The organism is Microbacterium sp. Z12_35 (genome assembly GCF_058310475.1).
Window position 1 is genome coordinate 293699 of sequence record NZ_JBZEGJ010000002.1, and the last position, 22952, is coordinate 316650.

Sequence of the window (22952 nt, forward strand, 5' to 3'; positions counted from 1 at the left end):
ATCTCCTTCGATTCAGCCGATCGACGAAATGACGAGGTGGTCTCGCTCGCCCCACTTGACAGTCCAAAGGGGCCTGACTACTGTCAGAGCAGTTAGTGAACACACGATATCAATTATTGAACGAGGATGATGGTGTCCGAAGCGAGCATGCCCCTGGGCACCGCCGACCGTGCTGAGGTCGCGATCGTCGGCGCGGGCCCAACGGGCCTCATGCTCGCGAACCTCCTCGGCCTGCACGGTGTCCGCGTCGACGTCTTCGAAGCCGGACCGTCGCTCATCGACTTCCCGCGCGGGGTCGGCATGGATGACGAGACCCTCCGGACGTTCCAGAACGCCGGCCTCGCCGATGCCGTGCTGCAGCACACCATTCCGAACCAGCTGCTCGTGTTCGTGGATGCGAAGGGCCGCGATCTCGCGAGGCTCGCGCCGTCGGCGGCCGAGTTCGGCTGGCCGAGGCGAAGTGGGTTCGTGCAGCCGCTCGCCGACCGGGTGCTGATGGAGGGACTGAGCCGATTCGAGCACGTGCGCGTGCACTGGTCGTCGGCGGTGACCGGATTCACCCAGGACGCCGGCGGTGTCACCATCACCCTCGACACGCCCGACGGCGAGCGCACCGCGGCGGCCGACTACATCGTCGGCGCCGATGGCGGCAGCAGCCAGACCCGCAAGTCCCTCCGCTTGAGCTTCGAGGGTCGTTCATCCGCGGCGAACTGGCTCGTCATCGACATCCGCAACGACCCGCTCGGGCAGCCGGGAGCGTGGGTCTACGCCGACCCGAAGCGCCCGTACGTCTCCATCAGCATCCCGCACGGGATCCGACGCTTCGAGTTCATGGTGCTGCCGGGCGAGACCGAGGAGCAGGTGGTCTCCGACGAGTTCGTCCGCTCGGTGCTCGCGCCGATGATCCCGCCGACCGCCGAGATCGACATCATCCGTCGACGCGTCTACACCCACCACTCGCGCATGGCCGGCAGCTTCCGCGTCGGCAGGGCGTTCCTCATCGGCGACGCCGCCCACCTCATGCCGGTCTGGCAGGGCCAGGGGTACAACAGCGGTATCCGCGATGCGTTCAATCTGTCCTGGAAACTCGCGCTCGCGGCAGGCGGTCTGGGCAGCGAGGCCGTCCTGGACAGCTACGAGCTCGAGCGACGCGACCACGCGCAGGCGATGATCGACCTCTCGACCCGGGTCGGCGCCGTGGTCTCGGTGCGCAATCGTCTGGTCGCCGGTCTCCGCAATGTGTTCTTCAAGGGGATCTCGATCCTGCCGAGGGCGAAGCGCTACATCGTGACCATGAAGTTCAAGCCGATGCCGACCATCGAGGCCGGTGCGATCACCCGGGTCGGCTCGACCATCGGTGCGGAGGGGGTCGGTCGCCTCTTCTTCCAGCCGACGGTTCGCACCATCAGCGGGGCGACGGTGCGGCTCGACGACGCGATCGGCCCGTGGTTCGCCCTCATCGGCTGGAACAACGACCCGAGGCTCATCCTCGACGACGACGCCATCGCGCTGGCCGAGCAGCTCGGCATCCGCCTGGTCTGGGCGCGACCGGCCGTGCAGCTCGCCGACGCCGAGGCCTCCGACGACATCATCCACATCGGCGACCCGAGCGGTGCGCTCAAGCGGTACTTCGACGATCGGTCGGAGTCGTTCGTCCTGGTACGGCCAGACCGCATCGTCGCCGGCGCGAGCCCGGCGTTCGCGGCGTCCGACATGGTCAGGGCCTTCGGCGACGCCATCGAGGTCGCGCGCATCGCCACCACCGACCGTGAAACCACCGCCCGTCCCACCGCGAAGCGGAGTGCAGAATGAGCATCTGGTCAGACCTCGGGGGGCTCGACTACTCGATCCGACACGTGGACATCGGCGGATGGTCGACGCGCGTCCTCGAGGCCGGTTCGGGCGAGCCGCTCATCATCATGCACGGCACCGGAGGTCACCTCGAGGCGTTCACCAAGAACCTCCCGGCGCTCGCGGCGCACTACCGTGTCGTGCTCTACGACTACCCGGGCCACGGCTGGACGACGACCTCGACGCTCGATCTCGAGATCGACGCCTACATCGATCACCTGCTCGCGCTCATGGACGCCCTCGGCATCGACCGTGCGCACCTCAGTGGCGAGTCGCTCGGCGGCTGGGTCGCGATCAAATTCGCGGCGGCGCACCCCGACCGTGTCGGCCGCCTGCTCCTCAACACGCCAGGCGGCACGATGGCGACGCCCGAGGTGATGGAGCGCATCCGCTCGCTGAGCCAGGCCGCCGCCGACGACCCGAGCAAGGAGCGCATCCGCACCCGTCTCGAGTGGCTCATGGCCGATCCTGCGTCGGTGACCGACGAGCTCGTCGCGATCCGCCGCGGCGTCTACTCGAGGCCCGGCTTCGCCGAGTCGATGCGGCACATCCTGTGCTTGCAGGATCCAGACGTCCGCCGTCGCAACCTGGTGACCGACGAGGAACTCGCGGCCGTGGCCGCGCCGACGCTGGTCATCTGGACGAGCAACGACCCCTCAGGGCCGGCCGGCGCCGGCATGTCGATGGCCGAGCGGATCCCGGCCGGCGAATTCCGGCTCATCGAGAACGCCGGGCACTGGCCCCAGTGGGAGCAGCAGGTCGAATTCGACCGCGTCGCGCTCGAGTTTCTGGGGGGTGGCGCGTGAGCGCCACCCGCGCGAGCGAGGAGAACCTCGACCTCGCCGCATCGCTGCTCGACGCGGCCGCGTCGACGCGCCTCCCGTGCTCCCCGATCAACGGCCTCTTCGCCGAGCGCGACATCGACGCCGCCTATGGCGTGCAACAGCGGCTCACGGCCCGTCGTATCGCACGCGGAGGTCGGGTGATCGGGCGCAAGATCGGCCTCACCTCTGAGGCGATCCAGCGCCAGGTCGGTGTCGACCGTCCCGACTTCGGCGTGCTCTTCGACGACATGCGGTTCACCGATGGGGAGCCCATTCCCGCCGCAGTCCTGCTGCAGCCCCGCGCCGAAGCCGAGATCGCGTTCGTGCTCGGGGCCGACATCCTCGACGCCGGCGATGCCACCGCGGTGCGCGCCGCGGTCGCCACGGCCCATGCAGCGATCGAGGTCGTCGACTCGCGCATCGAGAACTGGAAGATCGGTATCGTCGACACGATCGCCGACAACGCGTCGTCCGGGGTGTTCGTCATCGCCGACCGCGGGATGACCCTCGACGAGTTCGACCCGGTCGACGCCGTGATGTCGATGACTCGGAACGGCGAGATTGTCTCAGACGGCCGCGGTGCGGCCTGCCTCGGTGATCCGCTCAACGCGCTGGCCTGGCTGGCGGCGACCGCGATCGAGCTCGGAGACCCGCTGCGAGCCGGCGACGTCGTCCTCTCCGGCGCGCTCGGGCCGATGATCGCGGCGAAGCCGGGAGACGCGTTCGTGGCGAGCATCGAGCCGCTCGGGTCGGTCACGGCCCGGTTCGGCAAGTGAAGGAGTACGTATGAGTGACAAGACAGGGGTCGCGATCGTCGGCTCCGGCAACATCGGCACCGACCTGATGTTCAAGATCATCCGCGGGTCGACCACGCTCGAGGTCGCGGTGATGGTCGGCATCGATCCCGCCTCGGACGGCCTCGCCCGTGCTGGTCGTCTCGGCATCGCGACGACGTCCGACGGTGTCGCCGGGCTCATGGCCATGCCAGAGTTCGCCGGGGTGGAGATCGTGCTCGACGCGACGAGCGCCGGTGCGCACATCGCGAACGCCAAACTGCTCGAGGGCTCTGGAGTGCGCCTCATCGACCTCACGCCGGCCGCGATCGGGCCGATGGTGATCCCACCGGTGAACTTCGCCGACCACCTCGATGCGCCGAACATCAACATGGTCACCTGCGGCGGACAGGCCACGATCCCGATCGTGGCCGCCATCTCGAGGGTCACGCCGGTGCCGTACGCGGAGATCGTCGCGTCGGTGTCCTCGAAGTCGGCTGGTCCGGGAACGCGGGCGAACATCGACGAGTTCACGGAGACCACGGCGCACGCGATCGAGGCCGTCGGCGGGGCGTCCCGGGGGAAGGCGATCATCATCCTGAACCCTGCTGAGCCGCCGCTCATCATGCGCGACACGGTGTTCGCCCTCGTCGGTGATGCCGATCATGCGGCGATCGAGGCGTCGATCCAGGCGATGGCGGCCGAGGTCGCCGAGTACGTGCCCGGCTACCGACTCGTGCAGCAGGTGCAGTTCACCCCGGTGACCCGCGACGAGGTCGCGACGCTGCTGCCTGACGGCACGGGTGCGGTCGACACCAAGGTGTCGGTGTTCCTCGAGGTCGAGGGCGCCGCCCACTATCTGCCCGCGTACGCCGGCAACCTCGACATCATGACCTCGGCGGCCATGCGGGTCGCTGAAGGCATCGCCGCACGCACCGTGAAGGGAGCGGCGTGATGTCGCAGAAGATCTACGTGCAGGACGTGACCCTGCGGGATGGCATGCACGCGCTGCGTCACCGCATCACCCCCGCGAACGTCGGCCGCATCGCCGCGGCGCTCGACGCCGCCGGGGTGTCCGCGATCGAGGTCAGCCATGGCGACGGTCTCGCGGGCGCGAGCCTGAACTACGGACCGGGCTCGAACACCGACTGGGAGTGGATCAGCGCGATCGTCGACAACGTGAAGAACGCGGTCGTCACCACCCTGCTGCTGCCGGGCGTCGGCACCATCGCCGAACTGCGCAAGGCCTACGACCTCGGCGTGCGCTCGGTGCGCGTCGCGACGCACTGCACCGAGGCCGACGTCTCGGCCCAGCACATCGCCGAAGCCCGCAACCTCGGCATGGACGTCTCTGGCTTCCTCATGATGGCCCACATGCTCGAGCCGGCCGAGCTCGCCGCCCAGGCGAAGCTCATGGAGTCGTACGGCGCGCACTGCGTGTACATCACCGATTCGTCCGGCCGGCTCACGACCGATGACGTGCGCGAACGCGTCCGCGCCTACCGCGACGTGCTCGACCCCGCAACGCAGGTCGGCATCCATTCGCACGAGAACCTCTCGCTCTCGGTCGCGAACTCCGTCGCCGCCGTCGAGGAGGGCGCCTTCCGCGTCGACGCCTCGCTCGCCGGCCACGGTGCAGCCGCCGGCAACACGCCGATCGAGCCGTTCGTCGCGGTCGCGCAGCTGCGCGGCTGGGAGACGGGATGCGACCTGTTCGCCCTCGAGGACGCCGCCGACGATCTCGTGCGCCCGCTGCAGGATCGGCCAGTGCGGGTCGATCGCGAGACGCTCACCATCGGCTTCGCCGGCGTCTACGGATCGTTCCTGCGCCACGCCGAGAACGCCGCCGCCCAGTACGGCGTCGACGCCCGCGACATCCTCATCGAAGCCGGCGCGCGCAAGCTCGTCGGCGGCCAGGAGGACATGCTCATCGACATCGCCATCACCCTCGCCGCGCAGCGGTCCTGAAGGAGCACGCCATGACCCGCCCCGGCTACGACCCAGGCCCCCGCATCGCGCACGCGGGCAGCATCGACCTCGGAACCCCCGACCTGCAGAAATCGCTCTGGTTCTTCCGAGACCTGCTCGGCATGGAGGTCGTCGCCGAGACCGACGGCGTCGCCTATCTCCGCGGCTACCAGGAGCTCGCGCACCACTCGCTCGTCTTGACGCAGCAGGAGACCGCCGCCGTCAACGCGTACTCGTTCCGCACCCAGCGCCCGCAGGACGTCGAGCTGTTCCGCGACGAACTGCTCGCGAGCGACATCGAGGTGCTCGAACTGCCGGCCGGCCTCGAGACCGGCCGCGGCACGGCCATCCGATTCCTCACTCCCTTCAGCGAGCATCCGTTCGAGTTCTACTACGACATCGAGAAGCCGCTCGCGCCCGAGGGGCTGCGCTCACGGCTCGCGTCGAACAGTTCGACCCGTCGAGGGCTCGGCGCCCGCCGTATCGACCACTTCAACATCCAGACCAGCCCGGGCACGATGAACCAGGCCGAGCAGTGGTTGCAGGACTTCATGGGGCTCAAGCGCCGGGAGTACATCATGATGCCCGACCACCCGACGACGCTCATGGCATCGTGGATGTCGGTGACCTCGCAGATGCACGACGTCGCGATCGGGGTGAACCGCGACGAGAAGACCGCGCAGATGCACCACGTCGCGTTCAACCTCGAGAACTACCACGACATGCTCACGGCGGCCGATCAGATCCGCGACCTCGATGTCTCGTGGGGAGTCGGCCCCGGCAAGCACGGTGTCGGTCAGGCGATGTACCTCTACCTCCACGACCCGGGCTCCGATCACCGTGTCGAGCTCTACTCGGGCGGGTACCACGTCTACGATCCCGACTGGGAGGCGATCCTCTGGCAGCCGAAGGACGTGCCGCACGGCATGACCTGGTACGGCGAGGCTATTGACATCACACCGGGCAGCCGGGGCCGCGGCACGACCCCCTCGGCCGGGCTGCAACGCTGATGCCGCTGTCGGAGCCGCGACGATGGGAGCAGTCCTTCGATCGTGCTGCTCGCGGCTCGCGGGCACTGGGGTGATGGGGGCCTCAGCGTGCCCGCAGCTCGTCGACAAGCCGGATGAGTTCGGCCGCCCAGATCTCTCCCTTCTCTCGTGTGAACCGCACGATCGGCAGGGAGATGCTGATCGCTGCGCGCTGCCCGTTCAGATCGCATGTCGCGATCGCCATGGCCGCGATTCCCGGTTCGCTCTCCTCGAAATTCCAGCCGATGCGGGTGTCGCGCACGTCGTCAATCTGTTCGTGCAGCGCTGCAAGGTCCACGGTGATGCGACGCCCACGTGGGCCGGCCATCGCCATCTTGTACCTTGCGTCGATCTCGTCGTCCGTCAGCTCCGCCAGAAGCACCTTGCCCGCGGACGTGCGGTGGGCGGGGAGCCACACCCCCACTCTCGAACCGAAGCGAAGAAAGTGCGAGGTTGCTTCGATGCCGTCGAGATGCTGGATCTGAGTCCCTGCCAAAGTGGCGATGTGCACTGTCTCATCGGTGCGTTCGAAGAGCTGCTCGAGAGCGGGCCGCAGCTGCATGACGAGGGACGGTTGGGGATACGCCGCGTGATCGACGCGGAGCACAGGACCGATCTCGTAGCGCTTGCGCTTCCCTCGCACGACGAATCCCTGCACCGCCAAGGTGCCCAGCAGCCTGTAGGCGGTCGACGGGTTGACGTCGAGTGCAGAGGCTGCCTCCGTCACACTGATCGATCCCTCGTCGAGGACGAGTTTCACCAGGGTGAGCGCGCGCTCCACGGATTGCACCGGCTCAAATTTGCGTATCACGCAAGGAAGCATAGTTGCATTTGCTCATGACGCGCGTAGTGTCGCATTTGGCGTCGTGCGGAGGTATGGCGCCCCACGACTGGACGCGATGGAGCGGCGGGATCAGACCCCTGACCGGAGCGCCGAATACACGGGCAGGGGTCGCTATGTCAACGACGAACTCGGAGTCGATCACCGCGGTAATGAGTGGGGGTGGTCGCCCGGCGAACAGCCGCCGTGAGATCAGGATCGTCGAGACGTCGCTGCGCGACGGGCATCAGAGCCTCTGGGCGACTCGGATGCGGACCGATCACATCATCGCCATGGCCGACAACTACGACGCCGCTGGGTTCGAGCAGGTGGATCTGGTCGCGCCGATTCAGTTCGACGTCGCCGTGCGCTATCTCAAGGAGAACCCGTGGGAGCGGGTCCGGCTTGCGCATGAGCACATGCCGAACACGAAGCTCCGAGCGCTCGTCCGGTCGCGCAACATCGCGGCATTCGACTTTCTCCCCGACGACGTCATCATGGCGTGGGTTGAGCGTCTACACGCGAACGGCTTCCGCGTGATCGGCTCCTTCGACGGTCTCAACGACATGGGCAACATCATCCCGGGCCTCATCCGAGCGAAGGAGCTGGGTGCGTCCACTTTCGGTGCGGTCTCGTTCTCGGAAAGCCCCGTGCACACCGACGAGCTCTTCGTAGCCAGGGCGCGTGAGCTTATCGAGAAGGCGGATGTCGACGCGATCATGCTCAAGGATGCAGCGGGACTGCTCACACCCGACCGTGTCCGCACGCTTGTGCCGGCGCTAAAGGAGGTGATGGGTGACCGAGTGCTCGAGGTCCACACCCACTCTCTGACGGGGTTGGCCCCGCTCGTGTACCTCGAAGCGGTCGAGCTCGGTGCCGACCAGATTCACACTTCCACGTGGCCGCTCGCCACGGGAAATGCGCAACCCTCGACACAGAACCTCGTCCGCGACCTGCGTGCGCTGGGGTACCAGGTCAACGTCGACCTGGACCGGGTGGACGGCATCAGCGAGCAGCTGGTGACCATCGCCCAAACGGAGGGAAAGCCGCTGGGCGCTCCGGTCGAGTACAACGGACTCCACTACATGCACCAGATCCCCGGCGGAATGCTCGCGAACTTCCGGTCGCAGCTCGAGACCGCGGGACTGTCAGACCGCTACCACGATCTCCTGACAGAGGTTGCACGAGTGCGTAGCGAACTCGCCTACCCCATCATGATCACACCGTTCGCCCAGTTCGTTGGAGTCCAGGCGGTCATGAATGTGATCACAGGCGACCGCTACTCGGTCGTCCCCAATGAAATTAAGAAGTACGCCCTCGGCTATTTCGGCAAGCTCCTCACGGACATCGAGCCAGGCGTCCTCGAAAAGATCATCCGTAACGGGTCTGCGAACATCGCCCTCGAGCCGCCAGCGCTGATCCCGCCCATGCTCGACGATCTCGTCGCCCAGCACCCGGACGAGGACATCGACACGGTCCTGCTCCGCGCCATGTTCGCGGGATCCCAGGTGGACGAGATGCTGGCGACCGCAGCCTCCGGAGGAAACCCCGACGAGGTCCCGCGTCCGATCCTCGACCTCATCCGCTCGCTCGCCGCTTCGAGCGGCCCGGGACGCCGCACGCTCAACGCCGGAGATATCCGCATCAGCATCGACAAGGGAGTAAAGGATGTCGCTTAACCCGCCAGACCTCAAAGAACTGAAGGCCATCATCGACTGGGCCAACCTGAGCGAAGACGTGCGTGAGCTGTCGCTGAAGTACGGTGACGTAGAGCTCTTCATCAGTCGCAACCACTCCTCTGCGCCCGCCGTCGCAAGCCCGCCCGCAGTTGCGGCCCCCCTGGCACCGGCACCGTCCGAACCCGTTGCAGCCGCGGCTCCGCCCGCACTCAGTCCCGTCGCGCCGGCCCCGAGCCCAGTGGCACCTCAGAACGTCGCGGGCGGCGAGACGGCGCTTGCCGACGGCGACGTCGTGGTGAAGGCGCCTATGGTCGGGACGTTCTACGCCGCGTCGAAGCCGGGAGCTCCGGCCTTCGTCGAAGTTGGCGCCCGCGTTGCGGTGGGCGACGTCCTGTGCATCGTCGAGGTTATGAAGCTCATGAACAACCTTGAGGCGTCGATCGCGGGTGTCGTCACCAGTATCTTCGTCGAGAACAACCAAACCGTCGAGTACGGCCAGCCGCTCATGGTGGTCCGTCCTGATGCCTGAGCCGCTGTCGAGCGTTCTCATCGCTAACCGCGGCGAGATCGCCCTGCGAGTTATCAGGGCCTGCCAGGAGCTCGGTATCCGAAGCGTGCTCGCTTACTCCGAGGGCGATCAGGACTCTCTGCCGGTGAAGCTCGCCGATCAGGCCGTATGCATCGGTCCCGCCCAAGTGAATTTGAGCTATCGGAACGCCCAGGCGATCGTCGGGGCAGCCCTCGCGCTCAAGGTGGACGCCATCCATCCCGGCTACGGCTTCCTTTCGGAGAATGCCGACTTCGCCGCCCTGTGCGAACGCGAAGGAATCCGCTTCGTCGGACCATCGTCGGACGTCATCCGGCGCATGGGCGACAAGATCGAGGCAAAGGAGATCGCCCGTCGCGCCGGAGTTCCCACCGTGCCCGGTTCGCTCGGCGCTGTCTCCGAGCACGCCGAGGCGCTCGAAGTCGCACGCGACGTCGGCTTCCCACTCCTCATCAAGGCTGCCGCGGGAGGAGGCGGCCGCGGAATGAGAGTGGTGGAGACGATCCAGACGCTGGAGCAGGACCTCTCGGAGATCATGTCGGAGGCCGAGATGGCTTTCGGAGACCCGTCGGTCTACATCGAGCGCTACCTCACAGACATCCGCCACATCGAGGTGCAGGTCGTGTCTGACGGGGAGACTGTGCTTCACCTCGGTGAGCGGGACTGCACGGCGCAGCGGCGCAATCAGAAGCTCATCGAGGAATCGCCGTCGCCCGTGCTCGATGCTGAGCTCCGCTCGGGACTCACAGCGGCGGCCGTCGCGCTGTGCCGCGAGGTCGGCTACAGAAACGCCGGCACGGTCGAGTTCGTCTTCGACAACATCGACCGGAAGTACTACTTCATCGAAATGAACACCCGCATCCAGGTGGAGCACCCGGTCACCGAGATGGTGACCGGCATCGACCTCATCAAACTGCAGCTGCGAATCGCGGGCGGAGAACCGCTCTCATTGACACAGAACGACATCGCGCTGCGGGGCCATGCGATCGAGTGTCGCATCAATGCGGAGGATCCCATGCGCGCCTTCGCACCTGAACCCGGAGTCATCACGCGGTTCCGCGCCCCCGGTGGGTTCGGTGTGAGGATCGACACCCACGTCGAGACCGGCTACACGATCCCGCCGTTCTACGACTCGATGATCGGCAAACTCATCTGCTGGGGTTCCGACCGCGAGGAGGCGATCGCGCGCACTCTTCGCGCCCTCCGTGAGCTACAGATCGACGGAATCACCACGACTGCGGAGTTCCACCAGGAGATCCTGCAGAGCAAAGGGTTCCGCAGCGGCCACTTCAACACCGCTTTCGTCGCCGCCCTCATAGCGGGTCGGAGCGAGGCCGCGATTCTGACCACCTCGACCACCAACTGACAAGGAGCGTTCGCAGTGTCGTCTCTCTCCATCCCCGCCCGCCGCCCCGTCCTGGCGGATCTCATCACACGTCCCCAGAGCCGTCGCTACGCTTTCGCTGTCGACGGGGGGCTCGTGTTCGCGGGCGTTGCCTTTGTCGCGCTCCTCGCCAAGGTGTCGTTCTTCATCGGTCCGATTCCGATCTCCGGTCAAACTCTCGGCGTCATCGTTGTGGGCGCGGCGCTCGGTGCGAAGCGGGCCGCCGCATCCCTGACGACCTACATGCTGATCGGACTGGCAGGCGCTCCCGTCTTCGCTGGCCCGGCAGCCGGACCCGCCTATGTGCTCATGCCGTCCTTCGGCTTCATCATCGGGTTCATCGCGGCCGCGTTCGTGGCCGGCTGGTTCGCCGAGCACGCCTGGGATCGCAACCCGGCGCTGGCGTTCGTCGGCTTCGCCGGCGCTTCCATCGTGCCGTTTCTGATCGGCGTGCCGTACACCGCGATGATCCTCGGGCTCGTGCTCGGGCAGGATGTCGCGCTCGCCGGGGTGCTCGACGCGGCGGTGTGGCCGTTCATCCTGCCGGGCCTCATCAAGGCCGCTGCCGCCGCTTTGCTGGTCCCGGGAGCCTGGCTGCTCGTGCGGGCGGTGGACCGCACAAAGGCGTGATGCGAAACGGTGCGGTGAGTCGGTGTGGCGACCTCGTCGGAGCAGCGGGCCGTAGGCGACACGCCCTCAAATGTGCTTCCGTCGCAGGATTCGCGTCCGCCCCTCGACACGCGCGCGTAGGCCCCTCCGTGAGCCCGCGGCAGCGCGCGTGAGCCGAACGGCCCAAGGGCCGAAGTCGACTTGCTATCGGAAGGTTCAACCATGATCGACAAGACCACGCTGGACACCCTCACGGCCGTCGGCGACATCGCCGACGGCGCGAGCATTATGGTCGGCGGGTTCGGGAGAGCGGGACAGCCCGTGCAGCTCATCGACGCGCTGATCGAACAGGGCGCAAGCGATCTGACGGTCATCAGCAACAACGCAGGCAACGGGGACGAGGGGCTCGCAAGGCTCATCCAGCTCGGGCGCGTCCGGAAGGTCATCTGCTCGTTCCCCCGCCAAAGCGATTCGTGGCATTTCGATGCCGCTTACCGGGCGGGCGCATTAGAGATGGAACTCGTTCCACAGGGCAATCTCGCGGAGCGCATCCGCGCAGCGGGTGCCGGGATCCCTGCGTTCTACACGGCGACCGGCGCGGGCACCGATCTCTACCGTGACGCGGAAACGAGGGTCTTCGGCGACCGCGAGTATGTGCTCGTGCCGGCGCTGGGCGCCGACGTTGCGCTCGTCCAGGGCTTCCGCGGCGATCGCCTCGGAAACGTCGTCTTCCGCAAGACCAGTCGGAACTTTGGGCCGGCGATGGCGATGGCGGCCAAACGTACGATCGTGCAGGTCGACGAGATCGTCGAACCTGGCGGACTCGATCCCGAGGCCATCGCTCTTCCGGGCATCTTCGTCGACGTCGTGGTGCCGGTCGGATGGCGTCCCTGGACGCCCCACGGCACGTTCGTGGGAGGGCTCGTGGACGTCAACGGTCGAGCGGTCAATCAGACGGCCTCGGTCGAGGGGGAGGACCGCTGATGGCGACCCGGATCAGTCGTGCGGACCTTGCGGCGCGACTCGCGCGAGACATTCCCGACGGCGCTTACGTCAATCTCGGTATTGGGGTTCCCACGCTCGTGGCCGATCACCTGCCGGAGGGAAAGCAAATCATCCTCCACACCGAGAACGGGATGCTGATGATGGGGCCCAGACCGGGGCCGGGTGAGATTGATCCAGACCTCATCAACGCCGGGAAGTGGGCCGTGACGGAGTTGCCCGGTGCCGCCTACTTCGCGCAGCACGATTCGTTTGCGATGATGCGCGGCGGACATCTAGACGTTTGCGTGTTGGGCGCCTTCGAGGTCAGCGAGCACGGTGACCTCGCGAATTGGTCGGCTGGCGGGCCGGACTCCATCCCTGCCGTCGGCGGGGCAATGGACCTCGCCAGCGGCGCGAAGGACATCTTCGTGATGACGGATCTCATTACGAGGGACGGTCGGTCGAAACTCGTCAACGAGTGCGCGCTACCTCTCACCGGCAGGCGATGCGTCAGCCGTGTGTATAGCGATCACGCAATCTTCGCGGTCACGCCAGACGGGTTCGCCGTCATCGAGACGTTCGGTGACACCACCGTGGCCGAGTTGAGGCAGCTCACCGGTCTCGCCCTGATCGATAGGACCCAGCCATGACCGCCTCCTTCGTCTATGACGCCGTGCGCACGCCCTTTGGTCGCGCGGGTGGGGCGCTCGCGAGCGTGCGACCAGACGATCTGGCCGCCGTTGTAATGAAGGCGATTGTTGAGCGCACCGGCGTCGACCCCGGGAGGATCCAGGACGTGGTGTTCGGAGACGCGAACCAGGCTGGCGAGGACAACCGCAACGTCGCACGTTTCGGCGCGCTGCTCGCGGGACTGCCGACGACGGTGACGGGCGTGACCGTCAATCGGCTGTGCGCTTCTTCGATGGAGGCCGTCTTTCAGGCATCGCGCGCAGTGGAATCCGGCGACGCGGACATCGTGCTCGCCGGTGGCGTCGAGTCCATGAGCCGCGCGCCGTTCGTCGTGGAGAAGGCGCCGAAAGGCTGGCCATCGACCGGAAACGGGACGCTTTGGAACACGTCGATCGGGTGGCGCATGGTCAACCCCGCGTTCCCGAAGGCCTGGACGATCTCCAACGGGGAGTCCGCCCAGAAGGTCGCCGACGGGCTCGGGCTCACGCGCGAGGCTCAGGACGAGTTTGCCGTCCGGTCGCACCGCCGTGCCGCAAAAGCGTGGGCCGACGGCTTTTATGAAGCGGAGATCGTGCAGGTGCCGGGCGCCGAACTTCCACGGGATGAGGGCATCCGTGACGATACGTCCGTCGAGGCGCTCGCCCGGTTGAAGCCGCTTTTTGGTGGCGGTCTCACCGTGACCGCCGGCAATTCGTCCGGTATTAACGATGGTGCCTCCGCGCTGCTTATTGGCGCCGAAGGCGCGATCGACGCTGAGCCGCTCGCGAGGATCGCGGGGCGCGCGACGCACGGCGTCGACCCAGACGTGTTTCCCCTCGCTCCTATCGAGGCGGCGAACAAGGCCCTCGCCAAGGCCGGTAAGACGTGGGAAGACGTCGATCTCGTCGAACTTAATGAGGCCTTTGCGGCGCAGTGCCTCGCTGACCTCGCGCAATGGCCTATAGATCCGCAGAAGCTCAACGTCCATGGCGGCGCGCTCGCGATCGGTCACCCACTTGGCGCGTCAGGCGGACGTGTCATCGGTCACGCCGTCCACGAACTCGCACGCAGGGGAGGCGGCGTCGCTGTCGCCGCACTGTGCGTCGGCGTTGGCCAGGGTCTGGCCGTAGTACTGGAGCGGTAGACGATCGAGGCTTCACCCATGCATATGAGAGGTGGGAGCGGACAGGGCCCTACCCAGTGAAGCCGCACGACGAGGCGGCGATCCTCAGCGCGGCGAACAGCCGCACGGGATGGTCGAGGATCTCGTCGTTGCGGGCGCCTGACGTCGTCCCCATCCGTTAGAGCAAGAGGAGGGCTCCTCTCTCAATGGAAAGGCCGGGCAATCCGGTCGTGAAAGCGAACGAGGCAGTCGGCTTGCCGCAGCGACCCTTTAGCTGGCTATCCGTCTGCAGCTGCGCCTGTAAAAGTAGACCACGGCGACCTCGCTGACACACCGGAGAGCAGCCGGTCCGAGGGTCGGTGTGTTTGTCAACGCAATGTCGGCGTCGCCGTCAACGCCCCCCTCGGCCCCGTCGTCAGGTGACCCCCAAGTGACCCCGAGCATCCTGAGGCGCACGTGCAGTGCGTACAGCCCGATACTCCGGAGTGCGAGATGAGCGACATGAGGATTGTGAGCAACTCCAGATGAATAGGAAGAAATGACGGCAGTTGCACCGTGAACAGTCCTCGAGCGCCGGCTCCGGGAACGCGCCAAGGCACCCTGCTAAGGTGGAGTCCCCTTACGGGGACCGAGGGTTCGAATCCCTCCGTCTCCGCGAGATAAAGCCCTGGTGAGCGTATTTTTCCTGATTGGAAAGACCGCCGCCATGGGCAACCGGGGGCGGCGGATTCGATCTCAGGTGACCCCCCAGGTGACCCCGGGAGAGCACCACCCTGCATGGCTTCGGAAGGGTGGCGTCCTCCTGCTGAAAACACCCTCTGAGCCGCGCCTTTGAGTAGCGCTTGAGCGCGAGTGACCCCCAGGTGACCCCGCAGGGAGTACCAACTCATCCTTCAGCGGCCAAGGGCAAGGGGGAGAGGGCGGGCGACGCGGCAGGAGACAGTACCGGCTTCGATGACGGCTCCGTTGAACGTGAGTCGGTGGACGTTCTCCTGATCGAGGTGCCACACGGGGAAGGAAGGTGCTGGCGGTCCTGGTCGAGGATGCGTCGCAGGATGGCCCGGATCACGTGCGGATCAGTATCGACGCGTTGGAACCGGGGCACCACGCTCGACTCGAGCCAACGCCACCGGTCGTCGTAGTTGGTGATGAGCGGGCACAGTCGTCCGTCGAGGCCGCGTGGGTTCTTGCGAAGGAGGGTGTAGACGAAGAACGATGTGAAGAACTTGATGGCCCGGCCCAGTCCACGCGAATCGAACGTCGTCGTCGACCCGATTGAGACGACCCGGGCGTACCTGCCGGAGAGGCGATCGAAGTGGGGTTGCACGACGAAGCGCTGCTCGTGCTCGAGAAGGAGGAGAGTGCCCTTCCAGATAAGAGCCTGTGCTCTTACTCGAGCCGCAGGCGACGCTGTTGCGTTCTCCAGTACCCGGCGGCCCTGGTCAAGTGCTTCGAATCCGGCCAGTACAGGCGCATAGTGACGCTCGTTCCGCAGCAGGGCGCGGAGCAGTTGGATCCCGTCCTCCGAGGTGACGTACGCGAGGTGGACCCAGAACAGATCGTCAAAGATGTCGTTGTTCGTCGCCCGGAGGGTATTCACGTCCGTCGTGAGCACCCGACATCTCTTCATGATGCGCATGTGACCATATGTGCCTCCGAGGGCGGTCTCGATGTGTAGCGGAACAAGGGCGACGCGGACGTGGTGCGAAGCGATCGCGGCCATCCCCGCCCACTTGAAGGAACTGGGCAGAGCCATGTAGGCCCAGGCGTAGTACGACGAGATCTGTCGGTTGCGGTCAACAGCACAGCGTTCGTCCACCAAGAGCCGTTCGGCCAAGGCCCTCCAGCCGGCGACCGTGCGAGGAGGGCCCTGCCGCTGGATCTGATCGAGTACCAGAAGAAGCCGACCGCCGCCGAAGTCTCCCTCCGCCATCGACCTGACGTTCTTCACGGGTATGGTTCCGGTCGGCTCGGGGCCGCGCGCCTCCTCAGGAACCCTCGGCGGCTCGTACCGGGGCAGGGGGGATGAGCGGCGTACCCTCACTGATTGAGAAAAGCTGAACCCGGCCATCGCCTGGTACCTCGGATTATGCTGCGACTGCCGCAGGTGTGGTAGCGCGCTCTACCCGAATTCGTCATGTGTGTCTCCCGACCGTGATGAAGGTGAAACCTCTCATCACGTTGACCGCAATCAGGCCTTGACTGTGATGCCGCGAACCGGGAGTGCTGCGGAAAGGCGTCCATGATCGGATGCCGGCGATCCCCACGCCTGATGCTTCCAGCGATCCGTGCTTGGCCGGGTGGGGTGGTCATCCTGTCCGAGCGGCAGATAGGACCGACCGTCGTCTCCGACTCGTGTAGCCACGGGTACCGCGCCGGGTAAAACTCAGGCGACCATTGGCGCCCGCCATGACACCGTCTAAGCGGACCTCCCGCATCGGAGGTAACTCGGCCGGCTAGGAGCGGGGGAAGCTGGCAAGACCAATTCCTTTCAGTAGAACGACAACCGCGTACGAGCAGAATCCGTGGAGCGGCGCGGCCTCACAACGCCACTGGTCGCCTGGTCAGTATTGATGCGCCTGCAGTGACCGTCACTGCGGTACCGCCAGTGCCAGAAGGGCTGAATAATGACTGTTCGCACCATCGGATACATCGTCGGCAGTATCTCCTCCACCTCTATCAACCGCCGTCTCGCGAGGGCACTGCGAAGGATCGCCCCGGAGGGCATGTATCTCGTCGAGATCCCCATCAGGGACCTTCCTTTTTACTCGCAGGACTTCGACGCCGACATCCCGCAGGTCGCCCGAGAGTTCAAGCAGGCCATCGACTACGTTGACGGCGTCATCATCGTGACCCCGGAGTACAGCCGGTCAATTCCGGGAGTACTCAAGAACGCCCTCGACTGGATCGCGCGACCGGTGGGCCAGAGCTCGCTGAGTGGCAAGCCAACGGCCGTCATCGGCACCTCTGCTGGATCCGTCAGCACCGCCGCAGCGCAACAGCACCTGAAGGCGATCCTCAGCCACCTGAACGCGCCCACGCTCGGTCAGCCTGAGGGGTACATCCAGTCCTTGCCGGGAATGTTTACCGACGAGGGCGAGGTGACCAGCGAGGGTACAGCCGAGTTCCTGGTGGGATATCTTCACGCATTCGACGCGCTGGTCGACCGCTACGCGGATGCTCCTGCCGTTCTCGCGAGGTAGATCCGCTCTCCCGAGGGGAACGGGCGCTGATCGAACCTGGGCGTCGCTCCACGACACCTTCGCGCATCAGCGACGGACGTATATGACGAAGCGGTACCGCGTCCCGGTCCGGCTGGTATGCCATTCGCGCTCGCCCGGGTCGACGAGAAGTCGAGTCCACTCCGCGCTCAGTTCGGGGGCCAGCACGTCGCCGTCGACCTCGACGTCCACCTCGGTCACGTGCACTTCACGGAGCCGGCTCAAGGCGCCGGCGTAAAGAGTGCCACCGCCGATGACCCAGGTGTCAGGGCTCAGCGCCGCGGCGCTTTCCAGCGCAGCGTCGAGGGAGTGAACCACGGTGGCGCCGGAGGCGCGGAATGAGACGTCTCGGGAGACGACGATGTTAGGGCGGTTCGGAAGCGGACGATAGCGATCCGGAAGCGACTGCCAGGTGCGACGGCCCATGACCACCGGCTCCGTTGCGGTGACTCGCTTGAAGTACGCCAAATCCTCCGGTAAGTACCAGGGGAGTCCGCCGTCGGCTCCGATGACGCGCGAGCGCGATTGTGCCCAGATGGCCCGCAACGTGGTTGTCACACCGCCACCGCAGCCCGGATGGCCGCGTGGTGCTGGTAGTCCTGCAGTTCGAAATCGTCAAAGGTGTAGTCGAACAAGGTGGACGGATCCCGGCGCAGCTTCATCCGCGGGTAAGGGAAGGGAGCACGTGAGAGCTGCTCCTGAACCTGGAGGCGGTGGTTGTCGTAGATGTGGCAGTCGCCGCCGGTCCAAACGAAATCGCCCGGCTCCAGATTCGTCTGCTGTGCCACCATCAACGTCAGCAGCGCGTAGGAGGCGATGTTGAACGGCACACCGAGAAACATGTCCGCGCTGCGCTGGTAGAGCTGACAGCTCAGTTTGCCGTCCGCGACGTAGAACTGAAAGAAGGCGTGACACGGCGGGAGTGCCATCGCGTCTACATCAGCGGGGTTCCAGGCGGTCACGATGTGCCGGCGGCTGTCGGGGTTGCTTTTGATCTGAACGACGACGTTCGCTATCTGGTCGATGCTCTCGCCTGACGGAGTGGGCCACGAGCGCCATTGGACGCCGTAGACGGGACCGAGCTCGCCGTCCGCATCGGCCCACTCGTTCCAGATGGATACGCCGTGCTCTTGCAGCCAGCGAACGTTGGACTCGCCCCGGAGAAACCAGAGGAGTTCGTAGGCCACCGACGCAAAGTGGACGCGCTTGGTCGTGATCAGGGGAAACCCCTGCGCGAGGTTAAACCGCATTTGTCGGCCGAACACGCTCGTCGTGCCCGTTCCCGTGCGGTCGCCCTTCGGTGTGCCGGTGGACATCACCTCACGCAGGAGGTCTTCGTAGGGGGTCGGGATGCTCATGGCCACCCGGTTAGCGTACCCACCGGCATCCTCGCGACCACGCGACTTAGCCGCCTCACAATGCGGCGCGCGTCCTGGTCCTTATTGTGAGCGGCGCCGACACAGCCGTGATGGGAGTCATCGTGAGCACCATGCACACCGCAAGCATCGCGGGCCTCGAGCGCGATTATCGACGCATCGGAATCGACCGGGACCGGATCGTGGCGAGAGAAGACGGAGCACGCACGGACGGACGCAGAGGGACCTACGAGTGGTGGTACTTCGATGCGCACCTCGACAACGGTGCGAAGCTCGTCGCGATCTTCATGACGAAGGATCTGTCGACGCCGGGTAAGCCGCTATCGCCGATGATTCGATTGAATCTCGATCTGCCTGACGGACGCAGCCGAAGCTTCATCCGGAGCTTCCCGGCCGGCGTGTTCTCAGCATCCGCGGAGGGCGCGGATGTGCGTATCGCGGAGAACCGCTTCGTCGGTGATCTCTCGCATTACGAGATCGATGTGGAGCTGGACGACGTCGTCGTTCGCGTGGCTCTGGACGCGACGATCCGCCCGTGGCGCCCGGAAACGGGATACCTCGTGTTCGGCGAGAAGCGAGACCGGGAATTCTCCTGGTTGCCCGCAGTTCCGGAGGGAACGGTTCGTGGGTACTACGAGGTGGCGGGTATCCGCACTGAGGTGACGGGGGTTGGCTACCACGACCACAACTGGGGCAATGTCGGCATGACGAAGATCATCAATGACTGGTATTGGGCCCGCGGCAAGGCCGGACCGTACTCCGTCATCGCGTCGTACATCACTGCTCATGAAGATTTCGACTTCGACGGGATTCCCATCTTTATGCTTGCCAAGGACGGTCACATCGTCGCGGACGGTGCGGAGTTCGTCCGATTTCGCGCCTCCGACGCGTACATCGACCCGAGGACTGGAAAGCCGGTTGCCAACGTCACGCGATATACCTACGACGACGGCGCCGACCGGTACGTCGTCACCTTCGCGAGACGACGCGACCTCGTCGCTGCGACCTTCGTCGAGCAGATGGACGGGTGGCGCAAGCTCGCCGCCCGGCTGATGCGGTTCGACGGCGCATACCTTCGTTTTGTCGGTGATCTCACTGTTGAACGATGGTCGGGGAACCGACTCGCCGAAACCTTCACCGACGAGGCCATCTGGGAAGTCATGTATTTCGGCCATGCCAGGACGGACGGCAAATCCGCGGTCCGAGTCCGCTGAGTAGACAGCAATGACGCCGGACGAATTCAATGAACAGCACTCCGCAATGCAGGAGGAAAGACGCCACCTCGCATCACTAGCCTTTCGGATGCTGGGATCCGTGACCGGTGCTGAGGACGCCGTGCAGGAGTCTTACATCAGCTGGTATTACCTGACGGCAGATGAACAAGACGCGGTCGAGACACCCCGAACATGGCTGACTCGAGCCGTATCTCGTGCTTGTCTGAGCAAACTCACGAACGCAGACCGAGAGAGCGCGCACCACTCGGAGGCCTGGTTGCCCAAGTCTCGTCACACCGATGATGAGGAGACGCGCTTCGAGGTGACGGAAGCGATGACCCCAGCAGAACGCGTCTCCCTGGTGCTCGACGCGCTGAACATGACGTTCGAGCAGATGGCCGAGATCCTGGACCACTCGCCGGCTGTGTGCCAGCGCATCACCGACGCCGCTCGTCGCCGGAAGACGGAAAGCCGCACGCAGCGAACCGAGCGCGCGCAGCATGACGATGTCGTGACGGTTTTCGCGTCGGCGGCCCACAACCGCGACAAAGCGGCGCTTCTCGCCGTTATGGATCCGCATGTCCGACTTGAGCCGAGCTGCGACGGGAACACGAAGCAGACGCGGAGGCGAGTGCTCAGTGCCGCGGACGCGTCGTTGTACATTCTGTCTTCTCTGGAGAGATGTCCGGCCGTGGCGGTCCTCCCGCAGGACAGTCCCATAGGTCTTGGGCTCGCGCTTTGGGACGACGGCCGTATCATCGCAGCGGTGTCAGTCGCCGTCCGCCACCAAGCAATTGCGGCGATTCAGCTACAGGGTGCGCACGAGGACCTTTGCTGACGCCGGCCTTGAAGGGGCGGGCGCGCGTGAGAATACCGTTGAAAACGACCAGGACCTGACTGGGTTGTTCGCCTGTGTGCAGTCAGTTCCACAACGACAGCTTGTAGGGGTTCATCACGAGACGAACCGCCGAAACCGTCCGCCCCGTGACATTCAACGTCGCAACACCGACGACGCGGCCGTCGCGGCGCAGTGCGAAGCCGAGGCGATCCGCCGTTTCCACGTCTTCAACGGTGATCGATGGGTACTTGCGAATCACACCAAGGAGGAACCGAGCGACCTTGTCGGCGCCGGAAATCGGTCGGCGCGCGGCCGTGACGTGACCGCCGCCGTCCGATCGCACCTCCACGCGAGGGTCCAGGACGGCGAGCAGGGCGGCCAAATCCCCTTCCCGCGCGGCGTCAGCGAAGGCGCGAACCACCCTGTCATGCTCCTCTCGGGTGACAGGCTGACCCCGGCCGTCCCTCACGCGACGGCGGGCTGCTGTGGCCAGTTGCCGGCAACCGGCCGGCGTGCGACCGACGATCGCGGCGATCTCGTCGAACGGGACCGCGAAGACGTCGTGTAGGACGAACGACACCCGCTCGGCTGGGGTCATCGATTCGAGGAGAAGGAGGAGTGCGGTACTGACGGAGTCATCCAGAGTGACCCGCTCGAGCGGATCGGAAAGCTCTGAAGTAAGTGTCGGCTCGAAGGCGCCTACGGGAACGGGCTCCGGTAGCCACGGTCCGGTGTAGAGCTCGCGGTTGTGACGAGCGGATGTCAGAACGTTCAGGCAAACGCGGCTGACGGCGCGCGTGAGCCACGCGGCCGGCGTGACGACGGAGTCGCGCTCCTCCGCGCGCATGCGGTACCAACGCACGTAGGTGTCCTGAACGGCGTCTTCCGCATCGGCCGCCGTGCCGAGCATACGGAACGCTATAGCGAGCAAACGTGGGCGTTCCCTCTCCACCGCCGTCGGGCCCACACGTGCGTCGGGAGGCATCCATCACTCTCGCGGGGTTCATTGGTGCGGGGGCAGAGCACGATACTGGTCCGAATCGCTCGCCCCAGCGTACCGATGGCCGTAGACGCGATGCCGTGACGCGATCGTCAGGCCCACATGGTGAGCTTGTGCGGGTTCATCATCATCCGTACGTCACTTACCAGACCATTCAATACGTCCAGGGTCACGACCCCGAAGACTCGCCCGTTCTCCCGCAGGGCGAAGCCCGTCCCGTCGGGCGTGACCTGCTCCACGACCGACGCGTAGGGGTGTTTGCTCAACACGCCCAGGACGAAGCGAGCGACCTTGTTGCTCCCCATGATGGGGTTCAAAGCGGCGGTCACGATGCCGCCTCCATCGGAGCGGAGGACGACTTGAGGATCGAGCACGGCGACGAGACCGGCGATGTCGCCCGCGCGGGCTGCTGCCGCGAAAGCCTTCACAACTCTTTCGTGTTCGCTGTGCGTCGCTCTACGGTTACGACTTTTCTGGACGCGCCCCCGAGCGGACATAGCTAGCTGCCTACACGCAGCCGGAGTTCGACCGACGATCTCAGCGATCTCGTCGAATGTCATTGCGAACACATCGTGCAGGACGAACGCGACGCGCTCCGCGGGGGTCATGGCTTCCAGTACGACGAGCAGCGCGGTGCTTATGGACTCGTCCAAAGTCACTCGTTCGAGAGGGTCCTCCGCCCCCGCCGCGGGTGACGCCAGAGCCAACGCGGGGACGGGCTCTGGAAGCCACTCGCCGACGTACGTCTCCCGACGGTGTCTTGCGGAGGCGAGGACGTTGAGACAAATCCTGCTTGTCGCTCGAGTGAGCCAGGCCCGTGGCACGATTATGGCGTCGCGTTCGGACTCACTCATTCGATACCAACGAATGTAAGTCTCCTGCACGGCGTCTTCTGCGTCCGCTACTGTGCCCAGCATCCGGAAAGCAAGCGACACCAATCGGCGACGCTCGTCCCACACGTCGTAGTCCCCGCCGTCGTGCTCGTTGCCGGCCATCGTGAGCCTCCTGTCACCTAATTGACCGAGCAAGCGGAAGAAATGTGAG

Annotated in this window: 22 protein-coding genes; 16 read left to right on the forward strand and 6 right to left on the reverse strand. The window is 65.6% G+C overall.

Annotated features, from left to right (window positions below; translation table 11 throughout):
* Positions 1-147: 147 nt before the first annotated feature.
* From AC4FS1_RS14245 to AC4FS1_RS14270, 6 genes are read left to right on the forward strand one after another with little or no spacing between them, the layout of a single operon-like run.
* Positions 148-1812 carry a bifunctional 3-(3-hydroxy-phenyl)propionate/3-hydroxycinnamic acid hydroxylase gene (locus AC4FS1_RS14245; RefSeq protein WP_491156775.1) on the forward strand — a complete coding sequence of 555 codons (1665 nt, stop codon included), beginning with the start codon at positions 148-150 and terminating at the stop codon, positions 1810-1812.
* Complete coding sequence (locus AC4FS1_RS14250; protein WP_491156205.1) at positions 1809-2657, forward strand: alpha/beta fold hydrolase; 849 nt, start codon at positions 1809-1811, stop codon at positions 2655-2657. Before AC4FS1_RS14245 ends, AC4FS1_RS14250 begins: the two co-directional genes overlap by 4 nt.
* Positions 2654-3451, forward strand: a complete 798-nt coding sequence (locus tag AC4FS1_RS14255) for a 2-keto-4-pentenoate hydratase (RefSeq protein ID WP_491156206.1) — start codon at positions 2654-2656, stop codon at positions 3449-3451. Before AC4FS1_RS14250 ends, AC4FS1_RS14255 begins: the two co-directional genes overlap by 4 nt.
* Positions 3452-3461: 10 nt before the next feature.
* Entirely contained in the window at positions 3462-4403 is a 942-nt protein-coding gene (locus AC4FS1_RS14260; RefSeq protein ID WP_491156207.1) for an acetaldehyde dehydrogenase (acetylating), read from the forward strand.
* A complete protein-coding gene (dmpG, locus tag AC4FS1_RS14265) occupies positions 4403-5416 on the forward strand; it encodes a 4-hydroxy-2-oxovalerate aldolase (RefSeq protein WP_491156208.1) in 1014 nt (337 codons plus the stop codon). Before AC4FS1_RS14260 ends, dmpG begins: the two co-directional genes overlap by 1 nt.
* 11 nt (positions 5417-5427) lie before the next feature.
* Positions 5428-6426 (forward strand): VOC family protein, encoded by a 999-nt coding sequence (locus AC4FS1_RS14270; RefSeq protein ID WP_491156209.1) that lies wholly within the window; start codon positions 5428-5430, stop codon positions 6424-6426.
* An 82-nt stretch (positions 6427-6508) separates the two neighbouring features.
* On the opposite strand, the gene AC4FS1_RS14275 is transcribed toward AC4FS1_RS14270, so the two are convergent.
* Positions 6509-7255, reverse strand: coding sequence for an IclR family transcriptional regulator (locus AC4FS1_RS14275; protein ID WP_491156211.1), 747 nt, complete (start codon positions 7253-7255; stop codon positions 6509-6511).
* 146 nt (positions 7256-7401) lie between these two features.
* On the opposite strand from AC4FS1_RS14275, the gene AC4FS1_RS14280 reads away from it, so the two are divergent.
* The 7 genes from AC4FS1_RS14280 (at position 7402) to AC4FS1_RS14310 (ending at position 14280) form a co-directional block, all read left to right on the forward strand.
* On the forward strand, positions 7402-8943 hold the full coding sequence (locus AC4FS1_RS14280) for a pyruvate carboxylase subunit B (protein ID WP_491156212.1): 1542 nt from the start codon (positions 7402-7404) through the stop codon (positions 8941-8943).
* Positions 8933-9472: an acetyl-CoA carboxylase biotin carboxyl carrier protein gene (accB, locus tag AC4FS1_RS14285; RefSeq protein ID WP_491156214.1), complete on the forward strand. Its 540-nt coding sequence runs from the start codon at positions 8933-8935 to the stop codon at positions 9470-9472. The genes AC4FS1_RS14280 and accB overlap by 11 nt, the downstream gene beginning before the upstream one ends.
* Complete coding sequence (gene accC, locus AC4FS1_RS14290; RefSeq protein ID WP_491156216.1) at positions 9465-10856, forward strand: acetyl-CoA carboxylase biotin carboxylase subunit; 1392 nt, start codon at positions 9465-9467, stop codon at positions 10854-10856. Before accB ends, accC begins: the two co-directional genes overlap by 8 nt.
* A gap of 15 nt (positions 10857-10871) precedes the next feature.
* Positions 10872-11504 carry a biotin transporter BioY gene (locus AC4FS1_RS14295; protein WP_491156218.1) on the forward strand — a complete coding sequence of 211 codons (633 nt, stop codon included), beginning with the start codon at positions 10872-10874 and terminating at the stop codon, positions 11502-11504.
* Between the two features lie 201 nt (positions 11505-11705).
* A complete protein-coding gene (locus tag AC4FS1_RS14300) occupies positions 11706-12467 on the forward strand; it encodes a 3-oxoacid CoA-transferase subunit A (RefSeq protein ID WP_491156219.1) in 762 nt (253 codons plus the stop codon).
* The gene (locus tag AC4FS1_RS14305) at positions 12467-13117 is read left to right on the forward strand and encodes a 3-oxoacid CoA-transferase subunit B (protein WP_491156220.1); all 651 of its coding nucleotides are present in this window, start codon (positions 12467-12469) and stop codon (positions 13115-13117) included. The genes AC4FS1_RS14300 and AC4FS1_RS14305 overlap by 1 nt, the downstream gene beginning before the upstream one ends.
* Complete coding sequence (locus AC4FS1_RS14310; RefSeq protein ID WP_491156222.1) at positions 13114-14280, forward strand: thiolase family protein; 1167 nt, start codon at positions 13114-13116, stop codon at positions 14278-14280. The genes AC4FS1_RS14305 and AC4FS1_RS14310 overlap by 4 nt, the downstream gene beginning before the upstream one ends.
* Positions 14281-15145: 865 nt before the next feature.
* On the opposite strand, the gene AC4FS1_RS14315 is transcribed toward AC4FS1_RS14310, so the two are convergent.
* Positions 15146-16330 (reverse strand): DUF2515 family protein, encoded by a 1185-nt coding sequence (locus AC4FS1_RS14315; RefSeq protein WP_491156224.1) that lies wholly within the window; start codon positions 16328-16330, stop codon positions 15146-15148.
* Positions 16331-16886: 556 nt separating this feature from the next.
* Here AC4FS1_RS14315 and AC4FS1_RS14320 point away from each other — a divergent pair.
* Positions 16887-17462, forward strand: a complete 576-nt coding sequence (locus AC4FS1_RS14320) for an NADPH-dependent FMN reductase (RefSeq protein WP_491156225.1) — start codon at positions 16887-16889, stop codon at positions 17460-17462.
* 66 nt (positions 17463-17528) lie between these two features.
* Here the strand turns inward: AC4FS1_RS14320 and AC4FS1_RS14325 are convergent, their stop codons facing one another.
* Together AC4FS1_RS14325 and AC4FS1_RS14330 are read right to left on the reverse strand one after the other, a co-directional pair.
* Positions 17529-18038: a dihydrofolate reductase gene (locus AC4FS1_RS14325; protein ID WP_491156226.1), complete on the reverse strand. Its 510-nt coding sequence runs from the start codon at positions 18036-18038 to the stop codon at positions 17529-17531.
* Positions 18035-18838, reverse strand: coding sequence for a thymidylate synthase (locus AC4FS1_RS14330; protein WP_491156776.1), 804 nt, complete (start codon positions 18836-18838; stop codon positions 18035-18037). Before AC4FS1_RS14330 ends, AC4FS1_RS14325 begins: the two co-directional genes overlap by 4 nt.
* 131 nt (positions 18839-18969) lie before the next feature.
* Between AC4FS1_RS14330 and AC4FS1_RS14335 the strand changes: the two genes are divergently transcribed.
* Entirely contained in the window at positions 18970-20070 is a 1101-nt protein-coding gene (locus AC4FS1_RS14335) for a lipocalin-like domain-containing protein (protein ID WP_491156777.1), read from the forward strand.
* A gap of 10 nt (positions 20071-20080) precedes the next feature.
* Positions 20081-20908: a sigma factor gene (locus AC4FS1_RS14340; protein ID WP_491156228.1), complete on the forward strand. Its 828-nt coding sequence runs from the start codon at positions 20081-20083 to the stop codon at positions 20906-20908.
* A gap of 82 nt (positions 20909-20990) precedes the next feature.
* On the opposite strand, the gene sigJ (AC4FS1_RS14345) is transcribed toward AC4FS1_RS14340, so the two are convergent.
* Together sigJ (AC4FS1_RS14345) and sigJ (AC4FS1_RS14350) are read right to left on the reverse strand one after the other, a co-directional pair.
* On the reverse strand, positions 20991-21893 hold the full coding sequence (sigJ, locus tag AC4FS1_RS14345; RefSeq protein WP_491156230.1) for an RNA polymerase sigma factor SigJ: 903 nt from the start codon (positions 21891-21893) through the stop codon (positions 20991-20993).
* Positions 21894-22000: 107 nt separating this feature from the next.
* Positions 22001-22903, reverse strand: a complete 903-nt coding sequence (sigJ, locus tag AC4FS1_RS14350; protein WP_491156232.1) for an RNA polymerase sigma factor SigJ — start codon at positions 22901-22903, stop codon at positions 22001-22003.
* Between the last annotated feature and the right edge of the window lie 49 nt (positions 22904-22952).

Excerpts from the sequence above, each read along its gene's own strand:
- AC4FS1_RS14245 (WP_491156775.1), top strand. The coding sequence starts at position 148 with ATGCCCCTGGGCACCGCCGACCGTGCTGAGGTCGCGATCGTCGGCGCG.
- AC4FS1_RS14250 (WP_491156205.1), top strand. The coding sequence starts at position 1,809 with ATGAGCATCTGGTCAGACCTCGGGGGGCTCGACTACTCGATCCGACAC.
- AC4FS1_RS14260 (WP_491156207.1), top strand. The coding sequence starts at position 3,462 with ATGAGTGACAAGACAGGGGTCGCGATCGTCGGCTCCGGCAACATCGGC.
- dmpG (WP_491156208.1), top strand. The coding sequence starts at position 4,403 with ATGTCGCAGAAGATCTACGTGCAGGACGTGACCCTGCGGGATGGCATG.
- AC4FS1_RS14270 (WP_491156209.1), top strand. The coding sequence starts at position 5,428 with ATGACCCGCCCCGGCTACGACCCAGGCCCCCGCATCGCGCACGCGGGC.
- AC4FS1_RS14280 (WP_491156212.1), top strand. The coding sequence starts at position 7,402 with ATGTCAACGACGAACTCGGAGTCGATCACCGCGGTAATGAGTGGGGGT.
- accB (WP_491156214.1), top strand. The coding sequence starts at position 8,933 with ATGTCGCTTAACCCGCCAGACCTCAAAGAACTGAAGGCCATCATCGAC.
- accC (WP_491156216.1), top strand. The coding sequence starts at position 9,465 with ATGCCTGAGCCGCTGTCGAGCGTTCTCATCGCTAACCGCGGCGAGATC.
- AC4FS1_RS14300 (WP_491156219.1), top strand. The coding sequence starts at position 11,706 with ATGATCGACAAGACCACGCTGGACACCCTCACGGCCGTCGGCGACATC.
- AC4FS1_RS14305 (WP_491156220.1), top strand. The coding sequence starts at position 12,467 with ATGGCGACCCGGATCAGTCGTGCGGACCTTGCGGCGCGACTCGCGCGA.
- AC4FS1_RS14310 (WP_491156222.1), top strand. The coding sequence starts at position 13,114 with ATGACCGCCTCCTTCGTCTATGACGCCGTGCGCACGCCCTTTGGTCGC.
- AC4FS1_RS14315 (WP_491156224.1), bottom strand. The coding sequence starts at position 16,330 with ATGGCCGGGTTCAGCTTTTCTCAATCAGTGAGGGTACGCCGCTCATCC.
- AC4FS1_RS14320 (WP_491156225.1), top strand. The coding sequence starts at position 16,887 with ATGACTGTTCGCACCATCGGATACATCGTCGGCAGTATCTCCTCCACC.
- AC4FS1_RS14330 (WP_491156776.1), bottom strand. The coding sequence starts at position 18,838 with ATGAGCATCCCGACCCCCTACGAAGACCTCCTGCGTGAGGTGATGTCC.
- AC4FS1_RS14335 (WP_491156777.1), top strand. The coding sequence starts at position 18,970 with ATGCACACCGCAAGCATCGCGGGCCTCGAGCGCGATTATCGACGCATC.
- AC4FS1_RS14340 (WP_491156228.1), top strand. The coding sequence starts at position 20,081 with ATGACGCCGGACGAATTCAATGAACAGCACTCCGCAATGCAGGAGGAA.
- sigJ (WP_491156230.1), bottom strand. The coding sequence starts at position 21,893 with ATGCCTCCCGACGCACGTGTGGGCCCGACGGCGGTGGAGAGGGAACGC.
- sigJ (WP_491156232.1), bottom strand. The coding sequence starts at position 22,903 with ATGGCCGGCAACGAGCACGACGGCGGGGACTACGACGTGTGGGACGAG.